The sequence below is a fragment of the Pedobacter sp. AC190 genome (genome assembly GCF_979258025.1).
The window spans coordinates 1,860,487-1,884,614 of sequence record NZ_OZ409824.1 but is presented as its reverse complement, the minus strand read 5'-3'; the positions used below and the strand labels follow the sequence as shown (position 1 = coordinate 1,884,614).

Here is a 24,128-nt window from a genome sequence, read left to right as displayed (position 1 = left end):
TTAAATTGTTAACGGTTTTATCTAGGAATTTCTGTTCTTTTAATAATCTGGTTTACCACATCTGTAGTTGTTAATCCTTCCATTTCCTTTTCTGGCGATAAAATAATACGGTGTGCTAAAACAGGAACTGCGACGGTAATAATATCATCTGGGGTTACGAAATCGCGGTTTTGAATGGCTGCTAGAGCTTTTGCACTGTGAACAATAGCAAGCGAGGCCCTTGGCGAAGCACCTAAGTAAAGAGAAGAATTATTTCTGGTTTCGTTTACAATTTTGGCAATAAACTCAAGCAGTTTTGGCTCTACAAATAAGCCACGAATAATACTTCTGGCCGATTGAATTTGTTGAACAGAAAGTACAGGTTTAACATCGTTTAATAACGTTTTGTTAACTAAGGTGTGCTGAGCTATTAATATTTCTGTTTCCTCTTCCAGAGATGGGTATTTTACTTCAATTTTGAAAAGAAACCGATCTAACTGTGCTTCTGGTAAACGGTAAGTTCCTTCCTGCTCAATTGGGTTTTGCGTGGCTAAAACCATAAAAGGTTCATCCATTTGATAAGTTGTACCATCAATAGTAACCTGACGCTCTTCCATAACTTCGAATAGGGCAGATTGCGTTTTTGCAGGCGCACGGTTAATTTCATCAACCAAAATTATATTGCCAAAAATAGGGCCTTTTCTAAATTCGAAATCTCCAGTTTTAGTATTGAAAATCGGTGTTCCTAAAACATCAGATGGCATTAAATCGGGCGTAAATTGTACCCTCGAAAACTGTGCATCGATTGATTTTGCCAATAATTTTGCACTTAAAGTTTTAGCCACTCCAGGTACACCCTCAATCAAAATATGTCCATCGGCAAGTAAGCCAACTATTAAAAAGTCGATTACTTGTTTTTGCCCGATGATGATATTACCAAGTACGGTTCTGATTTGGGTTACGGCTTCATTCAAAGCACTTAAATCCGTGCGTTGGTTAAATTGTTCCTGCTCCATTAGGTTTAGTATTTTTATAAAATTGTTCTATAATATCGTTTAGGTTAATTAATTCGCCATCGCTAAAACTATTTGCCAAAGGTATTTGCATAAAATACCTGGTTATGTTTTTAGCCATTGGTTCGTTTATACCTGTTTTTAATCTTAGTATTTCTGCGAAATTGCTATCAATTTCATTGGTTTTAAGGTAGTATCGCGTCCGCAAATGCTCCATAAAATAGTTTATTTTCTTATGTGCAATATCCAGATTGTTTCTTTCATGATAATACACACTTCCAACTACGTTGGCGAAAGCTACAGATGCATTGGTGTAAGGATCGGCTATTGGAATAATTCGCTGCATGCGTTTAATGTCGTAAAAAACAAATAACAATAAGCTAAAAATACCGAGGTAATAAGCATATTTAAGTTCAGGGTGTTTAAAGAAAACCCTGAGCATGTCTTTCTCGTCAGTTTTTATAATAGTCGAATATTCGTCGTAAATTATAGTTTCCGAATTTTGCAGATAGCTTAGCGTTTTTGCAGCGTATTCTGCTCCATATTTATCCAGTAGGTTAAAATTGCTGTAGAAACCCGGGCCTGCAATTAAATAAAGCGAACCCTTACCGTAATTATATTTGACGAAATTTGGGTCGCTGTTCGAGTTTACACCCAAAATGATTGCCTTGGTTTTATCTATCTTATTGAAATAATGATTACCTATACCTTTATCAAAGCCATAATTTACAACGGTTTTAAGATTTGGGTTTGTAAAATTAACCGAGCTGCCATCGCCAGAAAATTTCACCGATAAATCGAGTTTTAAAACATCCCGAAGGTATTTGCCTAAATCATAAGTCGCAATAAAAACGCTATTCCCTTCGAACATGTATTTTTTTAACTGTTCGAAATCTGTTTTAGTAATGTTAACCTTTGGCGAAATAATTAAGTAAGCACTATTTTTAAAACCTTTATCTTTTACTGTGTTGTAAAACGGAAGATTAGAATTTTTAACACTTGCCTTTGGACTTATATCTTTCAGTCGGTTGTATAAAATAAATGTTCCATAAGGAATTTTATCTTTTTTGAGGTAGGATGCCGACCAATCGGTTGGAATGGGTTTATTAAATTGAGCAACCAGATAAATCATTATCATAATAACTCCAAAGGCAAAATAAATCTTATACCCCCTCATTTAATTTGCGAATTAAAATGGTTAAAAGATTGATTTATGGGTTCAAAAGTTTGCGCATCAATAGGGAAATCTCCATACCAGATGTAATCGAATTGATGAGTTAACTGACTAAATTCCGTTTTGATTTCGGGTTTACTGATTTCTGTTAAATAGTTGTAATTGGTTTTTTCTGGCTGCCATTGAATAAGTTCTGCATCGGTTAGCTTTTTTAACGTGCGTAAATATAATAGCCGAACCGCTAAGCGATATTTTCCCTGGTCGATCAGTTTTGTAATTTCGGTTTCGTAATCGATCTCATGGATATTCTCGTTCAAAATATCATAGGGCAGCACAATCTCTTTTGATTTTTTGCTGAAGATGTTATCTGCCCCTATTATTTTTATGATGATGTAAACCAGAATGGCTACACCCAAGCCAATAAAGAAATATTTGGATAAAGGGTTTGAGGCTGCGCCTTGAAATAAATCGCCTATCATTTGCCAAAACCACATCCAAAAACGATCCCACAAAGATAAATCCTTTATTTGGGCAATATCGTATTGAAACGCTGGCTGCTCGGCATAAGCTTCTATTGCTGCCTTATTAAATTTGGCAGGCGTTATTTTGCTGCTGTCGATATTAATCGGGTATTTTACTGCAGTCTTTAAATTTTGAGCATAGGTATTTAACGATGCAAAAAGCAAACAAAATACCACAGATAATTTAAAGATAAATTTGGTCATCCTAATATTCTTCTGGTCTTGTATCAGCTGGTTTTTCTGTTGTGCCAAAATTAGAAATACGCTCCATTAAACCCGCACTTTCTTTCTGCTCTACCAAGCTGAAATAAGATAAGGTAATGGTTACAATCGGGATTATTGTACAAACCTGACAAAGGTATTGAAGCACCGTACTGAGCATTGTAAATACTAACGACATTTGAGGTTTTCCGCTATGCGAAAATATGCCAATCATACTAAATATTGTTGTTGGCAATACCACCAGCGACATACACGCATATACGATAATCCAGATGATGAATAAGGTGCCAAAAGTTAACCAGAAATTATCTTTAACAATTTTAAAACTACGGCTAAATGAATAAGCTAAACTTCCGTTTTCGATAACCATAATGGGGAAGGTTATCGTAATAAACGGAAAAAGCCAGAAACCAGGCACCAAACAAAACAAAAAGGCAACAATAAGTAATAATGTTAAAAGTAATGAACTGCCAAAAACCCTGAAAAAGTAGTGTTTAAAATAACCCCAAACCTCATCAGTAGTTGGCGTTTCATTTCCTTTTTGCACATAAATGGCGATATAGGATAACGCGAAAACGGTTGTACTTGCATAACCTGCGAACGAAAATAGAATGGCGAGAAAATACTCTAAGCCATATATGCCGCCAAACCCAAAAGGGTTTTTGCCCGAAGCACCTATGTTATTAATTATGTTAACAGCCTTGTACTGCTGTAAAAGCATAGAAAGCATTCCGCCTAAAACAAAAAGCCCACAAAAAATAAAGTAATTTTTTACCAGGGGCTTAAAATTCTGACGAATAAAAGTGAAGGTATCATTTATAATTTGACCAAAATCTCTGATTTTTTTAAATTCAATTTTTAAGAGCATAGTATTTAGATGAGTGTTTTTTTATAGATTTTAACTGGATAGATAAATACATACCAAATTATAAAGGCTGCTGAAGCTAGTAAAATAAAGCCACTTAACCACATTGGCATTTCTGTATGTCGGGTGATAAAACTTTCGAAAAACGCAGCAATAATAAAAATTGGAACGAGACCCAACACAATTTTTAAACCATCTTTTGCACCCTTTAAAATAGAAGCTTTACGGGTATAAGTTTTTGGGAATAGCATGCTGTTTCCTAAAACTAAACCTGCTGCGCCAGCTAAAACTATTGCTGATATTTCTAAAGTCCCATGAATCCAAATAACCAAAACAGATTGAAGACCTAAACCCTTACTGAAAAAGAAATATTGAAAAGAGCCAAGCATTACGCCATTTCTGAAAAGCGATACAATAGAACCAAAAGAAAAGATTATCCCTAAAACGAAGGTATAAATAGCAACAAATATATTATTGGCGCCAATTTGTACGAACATTAACACTGGGTTTTCTTGCTTATAAACACCAAATGGATCTCCTTTAGAAATATTGTCATTTGTCATGTTTACATATCCATCGCCTAAAATTAACCTAATAAAAGTATCGTCGTATTTTGCAGATATAGCACCAATAGCACAAGAAACTAAGAAAAAGGCGAGGGCATAAATTACCTGTTTTTTATGTTCTAAAAACAGTAGAGGTAATTCCGTTCTCCAAAAATGAACGAATCTGTTCGATTTTTCTTTCTTGTTTTTATAAACAGATCGGTGAAGTTTTGATGCCAAGCCGTTTAGGTAAGCTGTGGTTTTTGAGTTTGGATAAAAAGTTTTAGAATAAGCCAGGTCGTTGGTTATTTCTACAAATCTATCAGCTAATTCATCTGGATTTGCCTCTTGCAGTTCATTAAAGCGTTTCCACTTTTCTGTATTCTGTTTTACAAATAAGGCTTCTCTCATTAATGATTATTCTAATCCTGGGTTAAAATAGTTTAATTTTTTCTGGATACAAAAAAATGGTTGTAAAAGATAAAAAAGGAAACGCTTTCTGGCTTCTTAATAAATTCATGGACAAGAAAAGCCCCTTTACTGTGTGGCTTAATTTTTTTAAAGGTCAGATAATATCTTTATGGTTAAAAAAAATTATGTTTGAAATATGGAAACCATCAGAGTTAGCACCGCTCAAAACGTAGATATTGATTATGAAGTAGCTGGCCTAGGCGAGCGAATCGTTGCCCGATTGATTGATCTGGCTGGTTTCGCTGTCCTGTACATTGTCGTATTAATTCTTATGATTGCTTCATTTAGGAATTCGGGCACTTTAGGCGTTGTGTTAATTATTATTTTTCTGGTGATTTTTGTGTTTTATGATCTGGTTTGCGAGCTGACTATGGATGGACAAACCTTTGGTAAAAAAATCATGAAAATAAAGGTAATTAGTTTAGATGGAGGCCAGCCCACTTTTGGACAATACATGATGCGCTGGATTTTTAGAGTGATAGATTTTGGATTTATATTCGGATGGGGACTTGTTGCACTGGTTTGTGTGGCGGTATCAAAAAACCACCAACGAATTGGAGATATGCTGGCAAAAACAACATTGATTAAAACTGTACCAAGAACGAAGATAGATCAGGTTGCGTTCGGATTTGCCTTGCCTGATGATTACCAGCCTGTTTTTAAAGAAGTATTACACCTAAACGATCGAGATGCCGAGCTTATTTTCGAAGTTTTAAGTGGATTTTATCAAACGGGAAATACAGATTTAATTTATAGTATGGCAACGAAAATCAAAGAACACATTGCGATTGTTATACCAGCGGGGATGAACGAATTACAGTTTTTAGAAACCGTGATGAAAGATTATAACCACTTAACGGCTCAGATGGATGCTTAAAGAATAAACATTTTATAGAGGTATGCAAACACAACAAAATTTCCAACGGTAATTACTAGCACTTTAAATACAATTGCTTGATTTTTAATTGGGAATTTGTAAAATAATCCCGCCGTAATGAAGAGTATTAATAAAGGAACGGTTGGTGGATACAAAGACCAGCTTTTGTTAAAATCGCCCTGAAAGAATGCAATTAACGACCTTTGAAATCCACAGCCAGGACAATCAATGCCTGTTAAAGCTTTAAAAGGGCATGGTAATAAATGATTTTGCAGCCAATCAATAAAATTGATTAAGCTGCAAAAAAAATAAGATAATATTATCGATAACATTAAACTACAGGCGGAGTTGGAGGCGTGTCGTTCGGGTTATTAAATGGATTGTTTTGATTTCCAAATTGATTATTTGGATTATTGAAAGGGTTATTTCCAAAGCCATTGTTTTGCGCTTCTGCAGCTGAGGGGCCTAAATATTTAGCATCTCCAAAACCTAGAATTGGCCAGAAAATAAAACTTAGAAATATAAGCCCGATTGTAAAACCTTCTGATTTTCCATAACTTTTACTCATCAAATTTATTAGCCATATTCCAAAAACAAAATTTGTGCACGGCAGAAGGAGCCACAATATCCAAATCATTGGTTTTCCAACAATTTCTAACATGATAATGATATTATAGATAGGGATAATTGCGGCCCAACCAGGCTTACCTGCTTTTTCAAATGTTTTCCACATTCCAGCCACACTGATGACCCAAATGACCAAGATAAAAAGAAAATAAGCCCCAATGAATGCGGCAAGCGCACCTGAGCCAGCTGATGATTGATAATCGTCCATAGTTTTAGTTTTAATTAATTTAAATAGTTAAACTAATTTATAATTTTTAAACTAAAAACAGAACAAGCTGATATTAAATTATTTAAGTGCGGCAGAAATTTTCGGCGTTAAGGCATTAACCCAGTTATGGTACATTTTTCCACTCGGATGTAGGCCATCCTCGGCAATTAATGATGGGTCATTTGCTGCCACTCTCGAATCGGGCGTAATATTGGTAAAACTTACGCCAGCATCCATAGTTATTTTTGCTGCAGCCGCATTAAAAGCATCAATCTCTGTAGCTATTACTTCTGGTGTTTTCGACGCATTTTTTCCGAATAGAGTTACGCCCCAATCTGGTATAGAAATTACAAATACTCTGGCTTTTCTTCCGCCTGAAAAGTCGATTGCAGTTTGTAATAATTCTGAAAATTCTTTTTTATATGTTTCTAGGGGATAACCTCGGTATTGGTTGTTAACGCCAATTAATAAAGTAACAACATCAAACTTTTGAGTAAGCTTTGCTTGCCTAATTGCGCCCTGCAATTCATCGGTTGTCCACCCTGTTACGGCAATAATTTTTGGTGTTTCAATAGTTAATCCTTCCATTTTTAGCGCATCTTTTAACTGAAAAGGAAAGGATGAAGATTGAGGTACAGATTGGCCAATTGTGTAAGAATCGCCTAATGCTAAATAGCTAAAAGTGCCACTTGTATTTGTTATAGGAGGAATATTATTAGTTGGACTAGCAATTGACATTGGCTTTTCTTTAGTACAGGCCGAAGATAATAAAGAAAATAAAACGATGCTTGATAAAAATTTCATACCCTAATTTACGCAAAATTGGAGTTGTTAGATTTTCGAATTACTAGACCAACTCCATCTTAAAAAGTTCAGCGATATGATTTTTTAATTTTTCTTTAACCTCTTCAATGTCTGGTTTGTAGCCCAATTCTTTTTCAAGTGAGGTAACATCTTTATCATCAATACCGCAAGGCACAATGTTTTTAAAATAATCCAAATCGACATTTACATTAAAGGCAAAACCATGCATGGTTACCCAACGACTACATCGAACGCCCATAGCGCATATTTTGCGAGCCTGATCATTATCTGCATCAAGCCATACTCCAGTATAACCTGGATAACGGCCAGATTCTATTCCATAATCTTTTAAAGTTAGGATTACAGCTTCTTCTAAAGTGCGTAGGTATAAATGAATATCAGTAAAAAAGTTATCTAAATCTAAAATTGGGTAACCCACAATTTGTCCAGGTCCGTGGTAGGTAATGTCTCCGCCGCGATTTATTTTATAATAGGTAGCCTGTTTATCTTTAAGTCCCTGTTCATCCAATAGTAAATTATCTTGATGGCCACTTTTGCCCAAAGTGTAAACATGTGGATGCTCGTTAAAAATCAGGTAATTCGGCGTAGGTAAATGTGTGCCGTTAACACGGTTTTCGCTTTTAATAGCTACCGTTTTATTTAATAAGTCTTCTTGTCTATTCCAGGCTTCCTGATAATCGGTTAAACCCCAGTCAATAAATTGCGTTAGAATAGCTTTTTCTTCTGAACCAGGAGTTTCAGTTGCATGATTTAAACCAAGATCTTTACTCATATATTGTTAATTTTTGGGGCGAGATGCGTTTTTAGTGTTGAGGAGCCTGTACATAGCCCAGCATATACCCATCTTTTGTTTTAAAATACTGTACAGTAAGCTCACGGGTTCCGTTAGGTAATTCTACCAGGGCATTTAAGCTACCACCTTCTGTTTTTAATTTAAATGGTTTAATGTGGATGTGTTGCTTAAACTCCAATCCTTTTTTACCATGCCACTTGTAAATGGCCTCCTTAGCACACCAGCAAACATAAAGTCCTTCTGTATTATCACCAATTTGCTTTTGGGCAAGCTCAACATCACTTAAAAACTTATGTTTTATGCTTTTTATTTTATGCTTGATCAATTCAATATCAACGCCTACTGCATAATCTTTACTAATCATAACAGCAGCGTAATCGTACGAATGGCTTAAAGAAATTTTGTAATCAAAATTGGTGAGATAGGGCTTCCCATCTTCATCAAACTGGCAGTCGATGTATTCTTCCGTATTTAAAAGTTTTCTAAGCAAAAGCCGTGTACTGAGCCAGTGCAGAAGCCTCTTGCCATTATTAAAAGAAGAGATTATGTCCCATTCGTGTTGCTTAAGCTGTAAGCCAGCTAACATTTCTTCTTCAGTTTCTTCAATTTTCCAAATTGCCAGAACCGAATGCTCATCAATATTTTTATTATAAATTATTGGCATTTATAAATTTGGGATTAGCATGCAATATTATCTTAAATAAATGATAATTTAGGCCAAAAATACGCATAATAATGATATTATCAGATAAAAGGATTCTGGAAGAGATAGATAAGGGAACAATTATAATAGAGCCTTTTGATAGGAGCTGTTTGGGCACAAACTCGTACGATGTACATTTAGGTAAATACTTGGCTACATACAAAAGCAGAGTGCTCGATGCAAAAAAACACAATGAAATTGAGCATTTCGAAATTCCTAAAGATGGTTTTGTGCTTCATCCAGGCACCTTGTACTTGGGCGTAACTTTAGAATATACCGAAACACATGGTCATGTTCCTTTTTTAGAAGGTAAAAGTAGTACAGGTCGCTTAGGTATTGATATTCATGCTACTGCTGGTAAAGGTGATGTAGGTTTTTGCAATACCTGGACATTAGAAATTTCTGTAGCCCAGCCAGTAAAAATTTATGCAGGCATGCCTATTGGTCAACTAATATATTTTGTGGTTGAAGGAAATATTGAAACCATGTACAACTCTAAAGGCAATGCCAAATACAACAATAAAACTACAAAACCAGTAGAAAGCATGATGTGGAAGAACGTTTTCTAACAGAAATAATTCATTTTATCTTCATAAAAATATGCCTCGGGTTTCGTACCTTGAGGCATATTTATTTTTTACATCACGCCAAATGAAATCCAAAATTACGCTCCTTTTGAGCTTCCTTGCCGTGCTTATCGGTTTTGCAGCATTTAAAATTGATGATGATCCTTTCTCAACGATTATTAAAAAACTTGAAGATTACAGTACAAAGTATCAGCAAGAAAAAGTTTACCTCCATTTAGATAAACCATATTATGCCATTGGCGATGACATTTGGTTTAAAGCTTATGTGTTAAACACCAAGACTCAACTACCAACGGATATCAGCAAAATATTATACGTAGAGTTAATTAACGAGAAAGACTCGTTAAAAAGATTAGTTAAATTGCCAATAATGGGAGGTATAACCTGGGGCGATTTTAAACTTACCGATTCACTAGGCGAAGGTAATTACAGAATCAGAGCTTACACCAATTACATGAGAAATTTTGGTACAGATTTCTTTTTTGATAAAACCATTAAAGTAGGTAACAGTTGGGCGAATAAAGTTTTTACCAATACCGAATATAAATTCAGCAAAGAAAACAACGCTGAAAAAGTAGCCGCTACAATTCATTTCGAAGATAAAAATGGAGTTGCGTACACAGAAAATGATGTAAGCTACGACGTACAATTAGACTTTCGAACAATTGCTAAAGGCAAAACCAAAACCGACCTTAAGGGCGATGCTCTAGTTAATTTTTCTAACAGCCAAAGCTTTCTGAATAAGAAGGGTAAAATCATCGCCACAATAACACTCGATAATAAGCAGAAGATTGTTAAATCCATTCCGATAACCTCAACTAGTAATGATATTGATGTTCAATTCTTGCCAGAAGGTGGAACACTTATCGAGGAACTTCCTCAAAAAATTGCAATAAAAGCTTTAAACGGCGCTGGTAATGGCGAAGATGTAAAAGGTAAAATTGTTGATGAAACTGGCGAAACGGTTACCAATATTGCAAGTGCCTACTTAGGTATGGGTAATTTTACCCTAAATGTACAGCCTGGTAAAACCTATACAGCCAAAATTAATTTTAAAGATGGTTCAGAAAAGGACTTTAAATTACCTGTTGCACAAAAAGCAGGTTATGCTTTAGCCATTAACAATACCGATACAGGTAAGGTTTCGGTTAAAATAATGACTAGTGCAAGCCTTACTAATGGTGATGAAGTAAAAATTGTAGCTCAACATGGTGGTAACATTTACTATGTATCAAAAGCTAAAGTTGATAAGCAGGTTTTAATCGCTAACGTTCCTAGAAGCAAACTGCCATCAGGGATTGTTCAGTTTACCTTATTCTCCGCAACAAATCAGCCAATAGCAGAACGTTTAATTTTCAACAAAAACAAATTCGATGTTATTGATTTAGAACTAAGTGCTTCAGCTGCATCCGATGCAAGAAAAGGGAAAACTACTTTTACTTTTGATGCAACAAATGAGCAAAAACCCATTCAGGGAAGTTTTTCTGTTTCGGTAACAAACGCAACTAAGGTAGCACCTGATGAAAATAACGAAAGCAATATTTTTGCATCGCTTTGGTTAACTTCTGATTTAGCAGGTCATGTAGAAAAACCAAATCATTATTTTTTAAATGACGATGCGAAAACAGCCCGAGAACTAGATAATTTAATGCTTACTCAAGGCTGGAGAAGGTTTTTATGGAGAAATGTAATCAATAATGCAGGCCCAGCAATTACCTATAAACCTGAACAATCTATTTCGATAAGCGGAACCGTTACAAAAGGAGGAACGCCAGTTCCAAATGGAAAAGTTATGCTCATGTCTACCAAAGGCGGTTTTCTAGTTTTAGATACGATAACTAATGCGGAAGGGAAATTTAATTTCGATAATCTTTCTTTTAATGATAGTGCAAAATTTATTGTTCAGGCCAGAACAAAAGCCGATAGAAAGTTTGTAGATATTAATGTTGATGCTGTTCCATATCAAATCGTTACCAAAAATAAAAACAGTGCAGATATTGATGTAAATGTGAACAATACTTTAATGAAATATATTAAAGAGAGTGATAATTATTTTAATGAATTAACGCGTTTGGGTTTACTCGAAAAAACTATAAAACTTGATGAAGTTGTGATCACGGATAAGCGTTTGGTAGCTAAAAATTCATCAAATTTAAACGGTGCTGGTAATGCCGATTTTGTACTTTCAGCTAAAGATTTGCAAAGCTGCGTAAACTTATCGCAATGCTTAAATGGGCGCCTACCTTTTGTTATTTTCAAAGGAGGGATACCATATTCTACTCGTAGCCAGAATATACCAATGACAATTATGCTCGATGGTATGGAAGTGGAAGGCGAATTTCTAGATAATTTAACCCCTAACGATATAGAAACAATAGAAGTTTTAAGATCAGCTGGCAATACCGCAATTTATGGTAGCAGAGGTAGTGGTGGCGTTATAATCATCACAACGAAACGAGGAGGGGGCGAGGTATCTTATAATAATTATGCTCCAGGTATAGTTGTTGTTAACCCGAAAGGCTTTGCAGCTTTAAGAGATTTTTACTCGCCGAAGTATGATAATGCTTCAACAACAAATAGAGCAGATTTTAGAAGCACTGTTTTTTGGTCGCCACAAGTTGTTTCGGATAAAGATGGGAAAGCTAAATTCGATTTCTATAATGCTGATGAGGCTGCAACTTACCGCGTAGTAATAGAAGGTATTGATGCTTTAGGCCATTTAGGAAGAAAGGTTTACACTTATGACGTTAAATAGGAAAAAATAAATAAATTTGAATTAATATGCATGCATAATACAATTGATGATTAGCTTGCTGCTTAATACTCAAATTTGATACTATTAACATGAATACAATTAAAGTAAGTGTAAAAGACCGTTTAGCAACCATAACATTAAATAGAGGAAAATCGAATGCGTTAAACCGCGAGCTGATTACCGAATTGGATGATATGCTTAAAAATATCTCTGCTGATGATAATATTGGGGGCGTAATTTTAACAGGAACGGCTCCATTTTTTTCAGCGGGCTTAGATTTGGTAGAACTGTATAATTACAACGAAGAAGAGGCAAAATCTTTTTTTAATTTGTTTTTTGGGTTTACAGCAAATTTGGTTTCCTTTAAAAAACCTATTGTTTCGGCAATTAGCGGCCATAGTCCAGCTGGCGGTTGCGTCATTGCATTAGCCTGCGATTATCGCGTAATGGCAGAAGGGCAGTATATTATCGGTTTAAACGAAGTTCCCGTTGGGATAATTGTACCCAATAGTATTTTTCAATTATATGCTTTTTGGATAGGCCAGGCAGAAGCCTCGCGTAGTTTGCTAACTGGTAAACTTTATAATCCAGAAGAAGCTTTAAAAGTTGGGTTAATCGACGAAATCGTTAAAAACGAAAGCTTACTTACGGCTGCCGAACGAAAGATTAAGAAATTTATGGAATTAGAAAGTAATACCTGGTCGCAAAGTAAACTAAATATTCGCGAAAAGCTTATTGCCTCTGTAAGCTCCGACCAGTCGGCAGCACTAGCTAAAATGTTAGAGCAATGGTGGTCGCCAACCACCCGCCACATTCTAAAAACGATTTTAGAAAATCTTCAGAGAAAGTAAATCGAGGTTTCTAATTCAGTTTAATATTTAACCAGTTTAAACAATAACCAAATATGTTTAGTTATAATTCGCCAATGCTAAGAGATGGTTCTCTTGAAGGTAAAACAATTGTAATTACAGGAGGTGGTACAGGTTTGGGTAAAGCCATGGGTATTTACTTCTTGAAATTGGGGGCAAATCTTGTTATTACAAGTCGTAAACAAGATGTTTTGCAAAAAACCGCCGACGAAATGGAAGAAAAAACTGGCGGTAAAGTTTTAGCTTTAGCCTGCGATGTTCGCGAAATAGAACAGGTAGAAAATGTTTTAGCTAAAAGCATAGAAAGATTTGGTCAGGTTGATGGATTAGTTAATAATGCTGCTGGAAATTTTATTTCTCCAACGGAACGATTATCTGCAAATGCATTTTCTTCTATAATCGACATTGTTTTAAAAGGCACAGTAAACTGCACGCTTACTTTTGGTAAGCACTGGATTGCAGCAAAACAACAGGCAACTGTATTAAATATTGTAACCACTTACGCTTTCACGGGCTCAGCTTATGTTGTGCCTTCTGCTTGTGCTAAAGGCGGCGTTTTGGCTCTAACTCGCTCTTTGGCTGTAGAGTGGGGCAAATATGGCATTCGAACAAATGCCATAGCGCCAGGTCCTTTCCCTACAAAGGGTGCCTGGGAGCGCTTGTTACCAGGAGATTTAGCTAAAAAATTCGATTTCAAAAACCGCGTACCTTTAAAAAGAGTTGGCGAGCATCAGGAGCTAGCAAATTTGGCTGCGTTTTTAATCAGCGATTTTTCGGGATATATTAATGGCGAAATTATTACCATTGATGGTGGAGAATGGTTGCAAGGCGCAGGACAAATGAACGGTTTAGAAGCTATTCCAAACGAAATGTGGGATATGCTTGAGCAAATGACCAGAAGTGCAAAATAATGTAAAACCTAAGTATGTAAAATGGATGATGTTTGAGTCTTTAATCATTTTCCGTCGCACATCTTCCATCTTACATTTTTATTATCTTTGCCGATATGAATATCTTACTATTAGGTTCAGGTGGCAGAGAAAGTGCATTCGCCTGGAAAATCAGCCAGTCTTCACTTTGTGATAAATTAATTATTGCACCTGGAAATGGAGGTACAGGTGCTTTTGGTACCAATATCAACATCAGCGTAAATGATTTCGATTCTATCAAGAAAATTGTTCTTGCTGAAAATATTGAAATGGTAATTGTTGGCCCTGAAGAGCCTTTGGTAAATGGTATTCACGATTTTTTCTTAGCTGATCAAGCAATTGCACACATCCCCGTTATCGGGCCGAAAAAAGAAGGTGCAATTTTAGAAGGTAGTAAAGATTTTTCTAAGCAGTTTATGGAACGTCACGGCATTCCAACTGCAGCTTCAAAATCTTTCACTCCCGAAACGCTTGAAGATGGTTTGGCTTATCTTCAAAACCATGCGCTTCCTGTTGTTTTAAAAGCAGATGGATTGGCTGCGGGTAAAGGTGTATTAATTTGTACTGAAACTATCGAGGCTCAAGAAGAGTTAAAATTAATGCTTGGCGGAAAATTCGGTGCTGCTGGTGCTACAGTGGTTATTGAAGAGTTTTTAAGCGGAATTGAACTTTCTGTATTTATTTTAACTGATGGTGAGAATTATCTTACACTCCCATCTGCAAAAGATTATAAAAGAATTGGTCAGGGTGATACTGGTTTAAATACAGGTGGAATGGGTTCCGTTTCTCCAGTTCCATTTGCAACCCCAGAATTTCTTCAAAAAGTTGAAGAAAGAATTATTAAACCTACGGTTGATGGTTTAAAGAAAGATAATATCGATTATACTGGTTTTATCTTCTTCGGATTGATAAAAGTAGGAGAAGAACCTTTCGTAATTGAGTACAACGCACGTATGGGTGATCCAGAAACTGAAAGTGTTATTCCTAGGGTTGAAAACGATTTGGTTGAGCTTTTTATGGCTACTGCAAATAAAACTTTGAATCAGGTTAAATTAGAAATTAGTGAGCAAACTGCTGCAACTGTTATGATTGTCGCGGGCGGTTATCCTGGCGATTATTTGAAAGGAAAAGCCATTTCGGGTATCGAAAATCTCCGTCACTCTAACGCTTTCCATGCGGGTACGCTTTTAGAAAACGATGTGGTTAAAACAAATGGAGGTCGTGTAATAGCCATTACCAGCTTACAAAAAGATTTATTTACGGCATTACAATCGGCAACGGCCGATGCGGGTAGAATTTATTTTGATGGGAAATACTTCAGAGAAGATATCGGTTTTGATCTAGTTTAATCTATAAAACCTATAAAAAAGAAAGCTTCCAGATTTTTAGTTTGGAAGCTTTCTTTTTTATATCAAGAATTGGTTTTTATTCTGATTTATTACCCAATAATTCTTCAAGTTTTACATGCAAAGCTTCTTCTCTTAAATCTTTTGCAATGATTTTACCTGTTGGGTCTATTAGAAAGTTAGCTGGAATGGAGGTGATACCATACATTCGTGCCGCTTCATTGCTCCAGCCTTTTAAATCCGATACCTGTGTCCAGGTTAATTTATCTTTTTCAATTGCATTTAGCCAAGCATCTTTTTTACCTGGCTGATCTAAAGAAACGCCTAAAACCGTAAAACCTCTATCTTTAAACTTGTCATAAGCTGCAACAACATTAGGATTTTCACTACGGCATGGCCCACACCACGAAGCCCAGAAATCAATCAAAACATATTTACCTTTAAAGTCAGATAACTTAACTGGTTTTCCGCTTGGGTCGTTTTGTGTAAAATCCATCGCAAGAGCGCCGATTGCCGTTTTTCTATCATTCATTAAAAAAGCATCTAACTGTTTTCCCATTGATGATGATTTTAGCTCTGGTGATAATAAATCGAAGGCTTGAATGGCATTTTCCTTTTGTTGGGGATTGCTAGCCATTTGGCCAACCGTATTTAAACTGATAAATGAATTTGGGTTTTCATTTATAAAGCCCAGCAATACTTTCAACAATTGACTTGTTGCCTGCTCGAATTTAAGGCGAATTGTATCTACGATTTGTTCATCTCGCTTTTGCTGATCAGTAAAACTATTGTATTCTGCATCAATTGCAGCCAATTGATCGTTAATGGGTTTAGTTAATGCTTTTAATTTTTTAGATTCATTATTAATTGCTGAGCGAGAAATTACCGCTTTTTTTAACGAATCTTGCCCATTAATTCTAATCTTTTCAGGTGCTACATATAGCGATAAGGCATCTAATTGATCATCTTGGTTTGACGGATTGGCAAAAGGATTTTTATTTAAAAATAATACGCCTTGCGTCGGACCCGCTAAATTTCCTCTAAAAACAAACGAACCTCTAGCATTTTTTACTATTGCAGAATCAGAAACATTTTGTGCACCGTCCTGATAGATTAAATATATTTTATCTCCTTTTTTCAAATCCTTTATTTTGCCATTAATTTTAAATGGCTTCTGGGCGAAGGCTGTAAATGGTAATAATGCTAATGCAAATAATATTTTTTTCATTAAGTGTTTTATCTGTGTAACCAAAAATAGGTATATATACTTTTTAGAACGCGCTCGCTTGTGTAAAATTATGATAACTTTTACACTACTTCATTACTGAAATTATAGTTATTTGATTGTAAATCAATTATATACCTGTTTTTTTGATTGTTATAAATCCAACACTTTTATAGCGGGAATCATTTAATGCCAGTTGTAAAGCTTAATTGTTGCATACAGTAAAACCAGCTTTACAAGCGATTTATGAAACTGAACAAACTGTTTTAAAGATAGATTCGATTTATGAATTTGTAAATTCAAAGCTTTGAGAAAAATTTTAATTTAACTTTTGATAAGTACGCCACCATAAATCTGGCATATCGCCATTTACGGCCATTTGATAATCATCGTACCTACAAGGAACCAAATGGTAACGTTCGTTTTTAGATTGACCTGAGGGATAAGGAACCTGCATCCACCAGCGATCTGATTTTTTACTCTTCACAAAAGTCATCTCTCCAGATCCATCTTTTAAACTGGTTCTGTAAATTATAAATTGCGATTTCGGAGTTAAAGGGAAATCTTTTTTGCGTGCATAAAAACCGTCGATAAAGTACCAAACCATTTCCGCTAATAGAAAAGCAGTTTGTCCGTTATTATCGTAAGCAGGGTTAAATTCATAAAATCCGATAGAAGTTAATTTATCGTTCATGCCAGCGTAACGTGTAATTCGGCAAGCTTCTTCTCCGTCGAAACCATTTGGTGTTGCATTTCCATTTGCTGCGGCATCTGCAGAACGAATGCAGCCCATATCGAAGCTAATCATATTTGCATTACGAATTATGGGCTCGGTTAAGGTAATATCTTGTGAAAACTCGCCTAAACGGTGAACATCAAAGTATAACTTATCCATTACACTTAAGCTTTCCTGATTTACAAAATAAGTTTGGTAACCAATGTTGCTAAAATTGAAAAGGTAATTTGGCTGATGTAAGAAAATTTTATTCAGATAACAATCTGAACGTGTTGCAATGCCTTCCTGGTTGTCATCATCTATATCAAATTGGTTATCCACAATAACCAAATCAACTTTTTGCTCTAAATTTTCATATCCCAGGTATTGAGCGTAGGTTAAATCCTGGCCGCCTCCGATAATTACAGGAATAATATCATTTTTTATCAATTCCGAAACAACCATCTTTATTGCGATATATGTATCTGCAACAGTAGCACCAGGTCTTATATTTCCTAAATCTACCAAGCGACTGGCAAATGCACCTTCGTTAAGTTTGTAAAATTTCTCCCTAAAATAATCTGGACCAATACCACAGCCTTCATTATCAACCGCACTTCTACCATCAAGTACCCCAAAAATGGCGATATCAAATTTGTTTTCCTCAAAATCGGGAAAAGATTCGGTATAGAATTGTGTTTTTAAACCAAGCTGGCTGGTAAAAAAGCCTTGCTTTGGAGTAAATTGTTCGGTATTTAAGGGAGAAAAGAAATCGGTTAATGACATATATTTAAAACTATCGCCTCAAATATCTATTTTTGAATGCGTATTTTCACATGTAGTCCGAAAAAAATAAATGATACTTGTAACTGGCGGAACAGGATTTTTAGGTTCTGAATTAATAAAACAGCTAACAGATAGTGGTTTAGCCGTTCGAGCCTTAAAACGGAGTACTTCCAAAATTCCTAAAATTTTAGATAATAACCCGTTAATTGATTGGGTTTTAGGTGATATAAATGAACCCGCAAATCTGGAGGATGTTTTTGTCGGAATAACTAAAGTATTTCATTGTGCCGCTTTTGTTTCTTTTAATCCGAAAGATAAAAAACAACTTTTTCATGTTAATATAGATGGTACTTCAAACATTGTAAATCTTTGCGTTGAACATAATTGCAGGTTATTACATGTAAGTTCGGTTGCTGCATTAGGTGAGGCAAAAAAAGGAAAACAGATTACTGAAAAGGATTTTTGGGAATACGATGCAAAGGCGCATGCTTATGGTTTATCTAAGTATGAAGGTGAAATGGAAGTTTGGCGTGGCATTACCGAGGGTTTAGATGCTGTAATTGTTAATCCATCGGTTATAATAGGTACAAATGCAGGTTTCGAAGGGAGTGGCGCAATTTTTAAATTAGTAAAGGGCGGTTTTCCTTTTTATACTGATGGAGCCTCGGGCTTAGTTGATGTTGAGGATGTGGTTAAAGCAATGATATTGCTGATGGAAATTCCAGCTACCGCCGAGCGATATATCATCTCTTCTGAAAATTATCATTATAAAGATTTATTTACTGAAATAGCAAATGGATTTAAAGTTAAGGCACCAAAAACGGAAGCGAAGCCGTGGATGTTGGGGATCGCCTGGAGAGCTTTAAAATTCTTTTCTATTTTTACAGGAAAGCAACCATCAATTACTAAAGATGCTGCAAAAAGCAGCTTATCTTTAAGTTATTATAACAATGAAAAAGTAATTAACGAAACAGGAATTACATTTAAGCCTGTTGGCCAAACTATACAAGAAATTACCCAATATTTAAAATAATGCCGAAAGAGAAAGCCTACTACATAATCGATTTTGATAGCACTTTTACTCAGGTTGAAGCACTTGACGAGCTTGCCAGAATTTCGTTAAAAAAGCATCCCGAAAAGGAAGCTATTTTTCAGAAAATTGAGGATTATACCAATCTCGCAATGGAAGGTAAGCTTTCGTTTTCCGAGAGTTTAGCTCAACGGGTAAGATTACTTGAGGCTAATGAAGAACACTTAAAGCAGTTAATTAAGCATTTAAAAAAGAAGGTTTCAACTTCATTTTCTCGCAATGCCGAGTTTTTCAAAAAACACGCTGATGAAGTTTTAATTGTTTCAGGTGGATTTAAGGAATTTATTACTCCAGTTGTAAGTCAATACCACATTAAAAAGGAAAATATTTATGCCAACACTTTTGTAACCACAGGTGATGGTAAAATTATAGATTACGACCATGCAAATCCATTAAGTGAAGAAGGTGGAAAGGTAAAACTACTTCAACATTTAAAACTGGAAGGGGAATTATTTGGCATAGGCGATGGTTATTCTGATTTTCAGCTACGCGAAAGTGGCATGATTAATAAATTTTTTGCTTTTACCGAAAACATTGCCCGTGAAAGCATTGTGGCTAAAGCCGACCACATTACGCCGAGTTTTGATGAATTTTTGTACGTGAACGATTTGCCTCGTGCCATCTCTTATCCAAAAAATAGAATTCTCTGTTTGGTTATTGGTGATGTTAATCCAGCAACAACGGCGATTTTAAAAAATGATGGTCTTTCAATTAGACAGAAAACATCTTTCGAAGAAAAATATGTTAAGGATGTTGGGATTATTATTTTAGCAGATGGTGAAAAACTAACGAAAGAACAGCTAAAGAATGCTGTTAAGTTAAAAACCATTGGGTATTTGGGGAATGCGAAAAATAAAATCGATTTCGATTTATGCACGAAACAAGGCATTGTGGTTTTCGATGATCCGAAAAACAATCCGCGTAATATCGATTTCATTCCTAAACGAGTGGCCGATTTTATGAATACTGGAGCAACTTATTTAAGTAGCAATTACCCGAATTTACAATTGCCTAAAATTGATAAATCTCACCGTTTAATTCACATTCATAAAAATGTTCCAGGTATTATGGCGAAGATAAATACTGTTTTTGCTAAGCACGATATTAATATTGTAGGACAATTCTTAATGACAAATCCCGAAATTGGATACGCCATAACAGATATAAATGCGGAGTACGATAAACAATTGTTTAAAGCCTTGAAAAAAATTGAACACACCATAAAATTCAGGGTGCTGTATTAAAATCGATTATCAGTATTCCTACTACAGTGGAGAAATCTTTTTACTAAGATTAAGATTTCTTCACTTCTTTACACGCCAAACGGAAAGACGATGGACTTAGCTTAAAAACGAGTGCTTTTTTAAAAGCCTGTATTTCGGATTTCCTATAGCCTGAGAGCGATAAATTCCAGTATGGCCAGAAAATAAATAAGCCGTTGTACAAGCCAACGCTATATATATACCCGAACTTACTCCAAATAATTCCATCCCCATAAAAATACAAGCTAATGGCGTATTTGCTGCGCCTGAAAATACGGCAACAAAACCCATTCCTGCTAATAATCCAACAGGTAAGGGGAGAAATAAGCTTAAAAAACTTCCTAAGGTTGCACCGATAAAAAATAATGGGGTAACCTCGCCACCTTTAAATCCAGCACTTAACGTTAATGCGGTTAAAAATAGCTTTATGGCAAATGTGTAATATGGTTCTTGGGTAGTAAAAGATTCTGAGATTACAGGAATACCTAAACCAATATATCTGGTTGTAGCGGATAAGTATATTATTGTAATAAGTATGAAACCTCCAATTACAGGTCTTAATGGTGGATATTTTACTTTTTCAAAAATGCGTGATAAACTGTGATTTAGAATCGAGAAGCTTCTGGCTGCTAATCCAAAAATAATTCCAGCCAATAAAGAGCAAAATAAGTTTAAGATATGCATGTCTGGAACAAAAGCTATAGAATAATGTGTATGGCCAACACCCCAAGTTTTACAGATATAATCAGCAATTATTGCAGTTATAAAAGACGGTAATATTGCACTATAAAATAAGCTTCCAATAACGAAAACCTCCAGTCCAAAAACGGCACCCGCTAGTGGTGTTCCAAATACTGAAGAGAAACCAGCGCTAATACCACATATTAAAATAATCTTTCTATCACTTGGTTCGAGTTTAAATATTTTAGTAAACTGGTCGGCAAATGCACCTCCAATTTGTACTGCAGTTCCTTCTCTCCCAGCAGAGCCTCCAAATAAATGCGTAATTATAGTCGCCGCAAATATTAGCGGAGCCATGATCAGCGGGATTATATTTTTAGGGCTTTGTAATTCTTCAATTAGCAAATTATTTCCTTTTACTACTTCTTTACCCCAATAATGGTAGGCTGCGCCGATTATTAATCCCGCAAGGGGCAGCAAGCCTATAATCCAGAGGTGTTGTTCTCGATATTGAGTTGCCCAGTTAAGCGCTTCTAGAAATAAAGCTGAAGCAGAACCAACAATTATACCTAGTAAAGCTGAAAAGAAAATCCATTTCAGTCCATTCCAAAATAAAGCACTAAAATCTATTTGAATAATACGATTGAGATACAGAAGAAAACCTTCTGTTAGTTTTTTAACAGGCATTTAAAATTAATTTTAAATAAAATCGTAGGAGTCATCAGCCTGTTTTGGCGGTTTTGGCGGTACCCCATCGCCATTGTTTCAAATGTATAAATTTTAGTTATTTGTTCAAAATCTTTAACACCTTTGTACTGATAAACCAAAACGATGGATTTTACACCAGAAATAAAAGACAAACTCAATCAGTTACAGGAAAAATATACAGCAATGGGGCAGGATATGGCCTCTTATCTCGATGGTTTGCTCTACGCTGATTTTCTAACCTATTGGGACTATATCCATTTGGATACCTTGTTGAGTTTACAAAGCCCAAAAACTCCTTTTCCTGATGAAGAGATTTTCATCATGTATCATCAAATTACAGAGCTCTACTTTAAGTTGGCCTTGCATGAGTGTAAACAAATAGCCGAACATGAAAATTTGACAGTCGAGTTTTTTACTGCCCGTGTTAAAAGAATAAATGCTTATTTTAATGCTTTAACAACCTCTTTCGAAGTAATGGTTGATGGTATGGAGAAAGAACAATTTCTAAAGTTCAGGATGTCGCTCTTACCTGCGAGTGGGTTTCAATCAGGGCAGTATCGAATGATTGAAATCTGCGCCACAGATTTTATCCGTTTAGTTGACAAAAGCAAACGAGAAGAATTAAGTAATGCAAGCATTGATGAGCAGTTCGAAAATATTTACTGGAAATTCGGTGCAACGGAATTGGCTTCTGGCAAGCAAACTTTAACCTTAAAACAGTTTATTAAAAAGTATTCAGCTCAGTTTTTACAACTGGCAAAGGATAGAACTTTAACTAATTTTTCGGCACTTTACCATAAATTAGAGGCTTCGGGAAGCAATGTTGCTGCCTTGGCTGAAGAATTAAAAAAGTTAGATTTGTACGTAAATGTAGAGTGGCCACTTTCTCATTATAAATCGGCTGTTCGTTATCTGGAAAAAGATCCCGTTGATGTTGCGGCAACAGGTGGAACAAACTGGCAGAAGTATTTGCCTCCGCGTTTCCAAAAAAGAATTTTTTACCCATTCTTATGGACTCCAGAACAAATGGAAAAATGGGGAAAAGGGTGGGTGCTTAGTGTACTCAAAACACTAAAGAACAAAGATTAATATCCTAAAAAGCTATTTAAAAAGCGTCTTTTTTCGTAATTTGCGCCAAATAGTTAATGACAGAATGAGTGGATTATTGAATTTTAGAATGAGCGTAGAAAAACTACGGTCATTTGATCATTCACTCATTCAAAATTCAATAATATGACCGAGACATTAGATATCAAAATTGCGAAGGCTGATCAAACAAGATTATCAGTTACCGATTTTTCGCAATTACCTTTCGGTAAAGTTTTTACCGATCACATGTTTACCGCTGATTATGAAGACGGCGAATGGAAAAACCTTCAAATTTTGCCATATGGGCCAATTTTAATGAGCCCTGCAATTTCTGCGCTTCATTATGGCCAGGCAATTTTCGAAGGTTTAAAAGCTTATCGCCAGCCTAACGGTGGAATTAGTGTTTTTCGGGCTGATAAAAATTTCGAGCGTTTTAATAAATCTGCTGCAAGGATGTCTATGCCTTCTATTCCTGAAGAAATTTTTATGCAAGGTTTAGCAGCTTTAATTAATATCGATGAAAAATGGGTGCCTTCACAAGATGATTACGCTTTATACATTCGTCCTGTTATGTTTGCTACCGATCCTTATTTAGGCGTTAAAGCATCAGATACTTATAAGTTTGCGTTACTTACTACGCCAACCGGCCCTTATTACAGTAAGGCTTTAAAGGTTAAAATCGAAACTGAATTTACCAGAGCAGATGAGGGTGGTGTTGGTTTTGCTAAAACAGCAGGTAATTATGCTCGTTCTTTATATCCTTTCGAGGAAGCGAAAAAAGAAGGATACGACCAGTTAATTTGGACGGATTCGATTAACCATGAATATATCGAAGAGGCAGGTACTGCAAACCTTATTTTTGTAATTGATGGTAAATTAGTTACGCCTTCGGTTCGTAGTACCGTGTTGGATGGTGTTACCCGCGATACTATTATCAAATTAGCTAAAGCTGCTGGAGTAGAGGTTGAAGAACGTAGAGTATCAGTTAAAGAAGTTATAGAGGGTATTGAAAGCGGTAGTTTAACTGAAGCTTTTGCTGCAGGAACTGCTGCAACTGTAACGCAAATTGGTGAAATTGGCTACTTAGGTAAAACATATAAATTAACAGATTCAGCTACAAGAACCATTTCTAATGGCATTGCTAAAAAACTAAACGATATTCGTTACGGTTTGGCACCAGATGAATTTGGATGGAACTGGGTTTTGTAATTCGTTAAAGACTTAAAATATAAATGCCCCAATACATTGTACTGGGGCATTTTT

23 protein-coding genes and 1 riboswitch are annotated in these 24,128 nt (G+C 35.6%); of the genes, 10 read left to right on the top strand and 13 right to left on the bottom strand.

Annotated elements, in window-relative coordinates; genetic code table 11:
• Nucleotides 1-17: 17 nt before the first annotated feature.
• Genes ACZZZI_RS08245 through ACZZZI_RS08225 form a run of 5 tightly spaced genes read right to left on the bottom strand, consistent with a single transcriptional unit; the run spans nt 18 to nt 4,730 of the window.
• Entirely contained in the window at nt 18-995 is a 978-nt protein-coding gene (locus ACZZZI_RS08245) for an AAA family ATPase (RefSeq protein WP_463489144.1), read from the bottom strand.
• Entirely contained in the window at nt 976-2,169 is a 1,194-nt protein-coding gene (locus tag ACZZZI_RS08240; protein WP_463489143.1) for a DUF4350 domain-containing protein, read from the bottom strand. Before ACZZZI_RS08240 ends, ACZZZI_RS08245 begins: the two co-directional genes overlap by 20 nt.
• Nucleotides 2,166-2,891 (bottom strand): DUF4129 domain-containing protein, encoded by a 726-nt coding sequence (locus tag ACZZZI_RS08235; RefSeq protein WP_463489142.1) that lies wholly within the window; start codon nt 2,889-2,891, stop codon nt 2,166-2,168. The genes ACZZZI_RS08240 and ACZZZI_RS08235 overlap by 4 nt, the downstream gene beginning before the upstream one ends.
• Nucleotide 2,892: 1 nt before the next feature.
• A complete protein-coding gene (locus tag ACZZZI_RS08230) occupies nt 2,893-3,777 on the bottom strand; it encodes a hypothetical protein (RefSeq protein WP_316762864.1) in 885 nt (294 codons plus the stop codon).
• Between the two features lie 5 nt (nt 3,778-3,782).
• On the bottom strand, nt 3,783-4,730 hold the full coding sequence (locus tag ACZZZI_RS08225) for a stage II sporulation protein M (RefSeq protein ID WP_463489141.1): 948 nt from the start codon (nt 4,728-4,730) through the stop codon (nt 3,783-3,785).
• Nucleotides 4,731-4,926: 196 nt separating this feature from the next.
• Here ACZZZI_RS08225 and ACZZZI_RS08220 point away from each other — a divergent pair, with 196 nt between their 5' ends.
• Nucleotides 4,927-5,667 (top strand): RDD family protein, encoded by a 741-nt coding sequence (locus tag ACZZZI_RS08220; RefSeq protein WP_463489140.1) that lies wholly within the window; start codon nt 4,927-4,929, stop codon nt 5,665-5,667.
• On the opposite strand, the gene ACZZZI_RS08215 is transcribed toward ACZZZI_RS08220, so the two are convergent.
• The 5 genes from ACZZZI_RS08215 to ACZZZI_RS08195 all read right to left on the bottom strand — a co-directional run bounded on the left by ACZZZI_RS08215 (nt 5,664) and on the right by ACZZZI_RS08195 (nt 8,784).
• On the bottom strand, nt 5,664-5,999 hold the full coding sequence (locus ACZZZI_RS08215; protein WP_463489139.1) for a DUF2752 domain-containing protein: 336 nt from the start codon (nt 5,997-5,999) through the stop codon (nt 5,664-5,666). The genes ACZZZI_RS08220 and ACZZZI_RS08215 overlap by 4 nt on opposite strands.
• Entirely contained in the window at nt 5,999-6,502 is a 504-nt protein-coding gene (locus ACZZZI_RS08210; RefSeq protein WP_316762853.1) for a DUF5684 domain-containing protein, read from the bottom strand. The genes ACZZZI_RS08215 and ACZZZI_RS08210 overlap by 1 nt, the downstream gene beginning before the upstream one ends.
• A 78-nt stretch (nt 6,503-6,580) precedes the next feature.
• A complete protein-coding gene (locus tag ACZZZI_RS08205) occupies nt 6,581-7,306 on the bottom strand; it encodes an SGNH/GDSL hydrolase family protein (RefSeq protein ID WP_463489138.1) in 726 nt (241 codons plus the stop codon).
• Nucleotides 7,307-7,349: 43 nt separating this feature from the next.
• Nucleotides 7,350-8,099 carry a lipoyl(octanoyl) transferase LipB gene (gene lipB / locus ACZZZI_RS08200; protein ID WP_424057421.1) on the bottom strand — a complete coding sequence of 250 codons (750 nt, stop codon included), beginning with the start codon at nt 8,097-8,099 and terminating at the stop codon, nt 7,350-7,352.
• Between the two features lie 31 nt (nt 8,100-8,130).
• Complete coding sequence (locus ACZZZI_RS08195) at nt 8,131-8,784, bottom strand: 4'-phosphopantetheinyl transferase family protein (protein ID WP_463489137.1); 654 nt, start codon at nt 8,782-8,784, stop codon at nt 8,131-8,133.
• Between the two features lie 71 nt (nt 8,785-8,855).
• On the opposite strand from ACZZZI_RS08195, the gene dcd reads away from it, so the two are divergent.
• The 5 genes from dcd (at nt 8,856) to purD (ending at nt 15,312) form a co-directional block, all read left to right on the top strand.
• Complete coding sequence (gene dcd, locus ACZZZI_RS08190) at nt 8,856-9,392, top strand: dCTP deaminase (protein WP_316762843.1); 537 nt, start codon at nt 8,856-8,858, stop codon at nt 9,390-9,392.
• 82 nt (nt 9,393-9,474) lie between these two features.
• Nucleotides 9,475-12,165, top strand: a complete 2,691-nt coding sequence (locus tag ACZZZI_RS08185; protein ID WP_463489136.1) for a carboxypeptidase-like regulatory domain-containing protein — start codon at nt 9,475-9,477, stop codon at nt 12,163-12,165.
• An 89-nt stretch (nt 12,166-12,254) separates the two neighbouring features.
• Nucleotides 12,255-13,016 (top strand): enoyl-CoA hydratase/isomerase family protein, encoded by a 762-nt coding sequence (locus ACZZZI_RS08180; protein WP_463489135.1) that lies wholly within the window; start codon nt 12,255-12,257, stop codon nt 13,014-13,016.
• A 53-nt stretch (nt 13,017-13,069) separates the two neighbouring features.
• The gene (locus ACZZZI_RS08175) at nt 13,070-13,945 is read left to right on the top strand and encodes an SDR family oxidoreductase (RefSeq protein WP_316762834.1); all 876 of its coding nucleotides are present in this window, start codon (nt 13,070-13,072) and stop codon (nt 13,943-13,945) included.
• Nucleotides 13,946-14,040: 95 nt separating this feature from the next.
• Complete coding sequence (gene purD / locus ACZZZI_RS08170; protein ID WP_316762831.1) at nt 14,041-15,312, top strand: phosphoribosylamine--glycine ligase; 1,272 nt, start codon at nt 14,041-14,043, stop codon at nt 15,310-15,312.
• Nucleotides 15,313-15,388: 76 nt separating this feature from the next.
• Here purD and ACZZZI_RS08165 read toward each other — a convergent pair whose 3' ends face one another.
• Together ACZZZI_RS08165 and ACZZZI_RS08160 are read right to left on the bottom strand one after the other, a co-directional pair.
• Complete coding sequence (locus ACZZZI_RS08165) at nt 15,389-16,537, bottom strand: redoxin domain-containing protein (protein ID WP_463489134.1); 1,149 nt, start codon at nt 16,535-16,537, stop codon at nt 15,389-15,391.
• A 316-nt stretch (nt 16,538-16,853) separates the two neighbouring features.
• The gene (locus ACZZZI_RS08160) at nt 16,854-18,035 is read right to left on the bottom strand and encodes a formimidoylglutamase (protein ID WP_344769796.1); all 1,182 of its coding nucleotides are present in this window, start codon (nt 18,033-18,035) and stop codon (nt 16,854-16,856) included.
• A 70-nt stretch (nt 18,036-18,105) separates the two neighbouring features.
• Between ACZZZI_RS08160 and ACZZZI_RS08155 the strand changes: the two genes are divergently transcribed.
• Complete coding sequence (locus ACZZZI_RS08155) at nt 18,106-19,068, top strand: NAD-dependent epimerase/dehydratase family protein (protein ID WP_463489133.1); 963 nt, start codon at nt 18,106-18,108, stop codon at nt 19,066-19,068.
• Complete coding sequence (locus tag ACZZZI_RS08150; RefSeq protein WP_463489132.1) at nt 19,068-20,369, top strand: HAD-IB family phosphatase; 1,302 nt, start codon at nt 19,068-19,070, stop codon at nt 20,367-20,369. The genes ACZZZI_RS08155 and ACZZZI_RS08150 overlap by 1 nt, the downstream gene beginning before the upstream one ends.
• A 96-nt stretch (nt 20,370-20,465) precedes the next feature.
• On the opposite strand, the gene ACZZZI_RS08145 is transcribed toward ACZZZI_RS08150, so the two are convergent.
• Nucleotides 20,466-21,755 (bottom strand): voltage-gated chloride channel family protein, encoded by a 1,290-nt coding sequence (locus ACZZZI_RS08145; protein WP_463489131.1) that lies wholly within the window; start codon nt 21,753-21,755, stop codon nt 20,466-20,468.
• A gap of 18 nt (nt 21,756-21,773) precedes the next feature.
• Nucleotides 21,774-21,836, bottom strand: a riboswitch (Fluoride riboswitch).
• A 63-nt stretch (nt 21,837-21,899) separates the two neighbouring features.
• Between ACZZZI_RS08145 and ACZZZI_RS08140 the strand changes: the two genes are divergently transcribed.
• Together ACZZZI_RS08140 and ACZZZI_RS08135 are read left to right on the top strand one after the other, a co-directional pair.
• Nucleotides 21,900-22,865 (top strand): tryptophan 2,3-dioxygenase family protein, encoded by a 966-nt coding sequence (locus ACZZZI_RS08140; protein WP_463489130.1) that lies wholly within the window; start codon nt 21,900-21,902, stop codon nt 22,863-22,865.
• A gap of 144 nt (nt 22,866-23,009) precedes the next feature.
• Nucleotides 23,010-24,074 carry a branched-chain amino acid aminotransferase gene (locus ACZZZI_RS08135; RefSeq protein ID WP_316762813.1) on the top strand — a complete coding sequence of 355 codons (1,065 nt, stop codon included), beginning with the start codon at nt 23,010-23,012 and terminating at the stop codon, nt 24,072-24,074.
• Nucleotides 24,075-24,128: the final 54 nt, after the last annotated feature.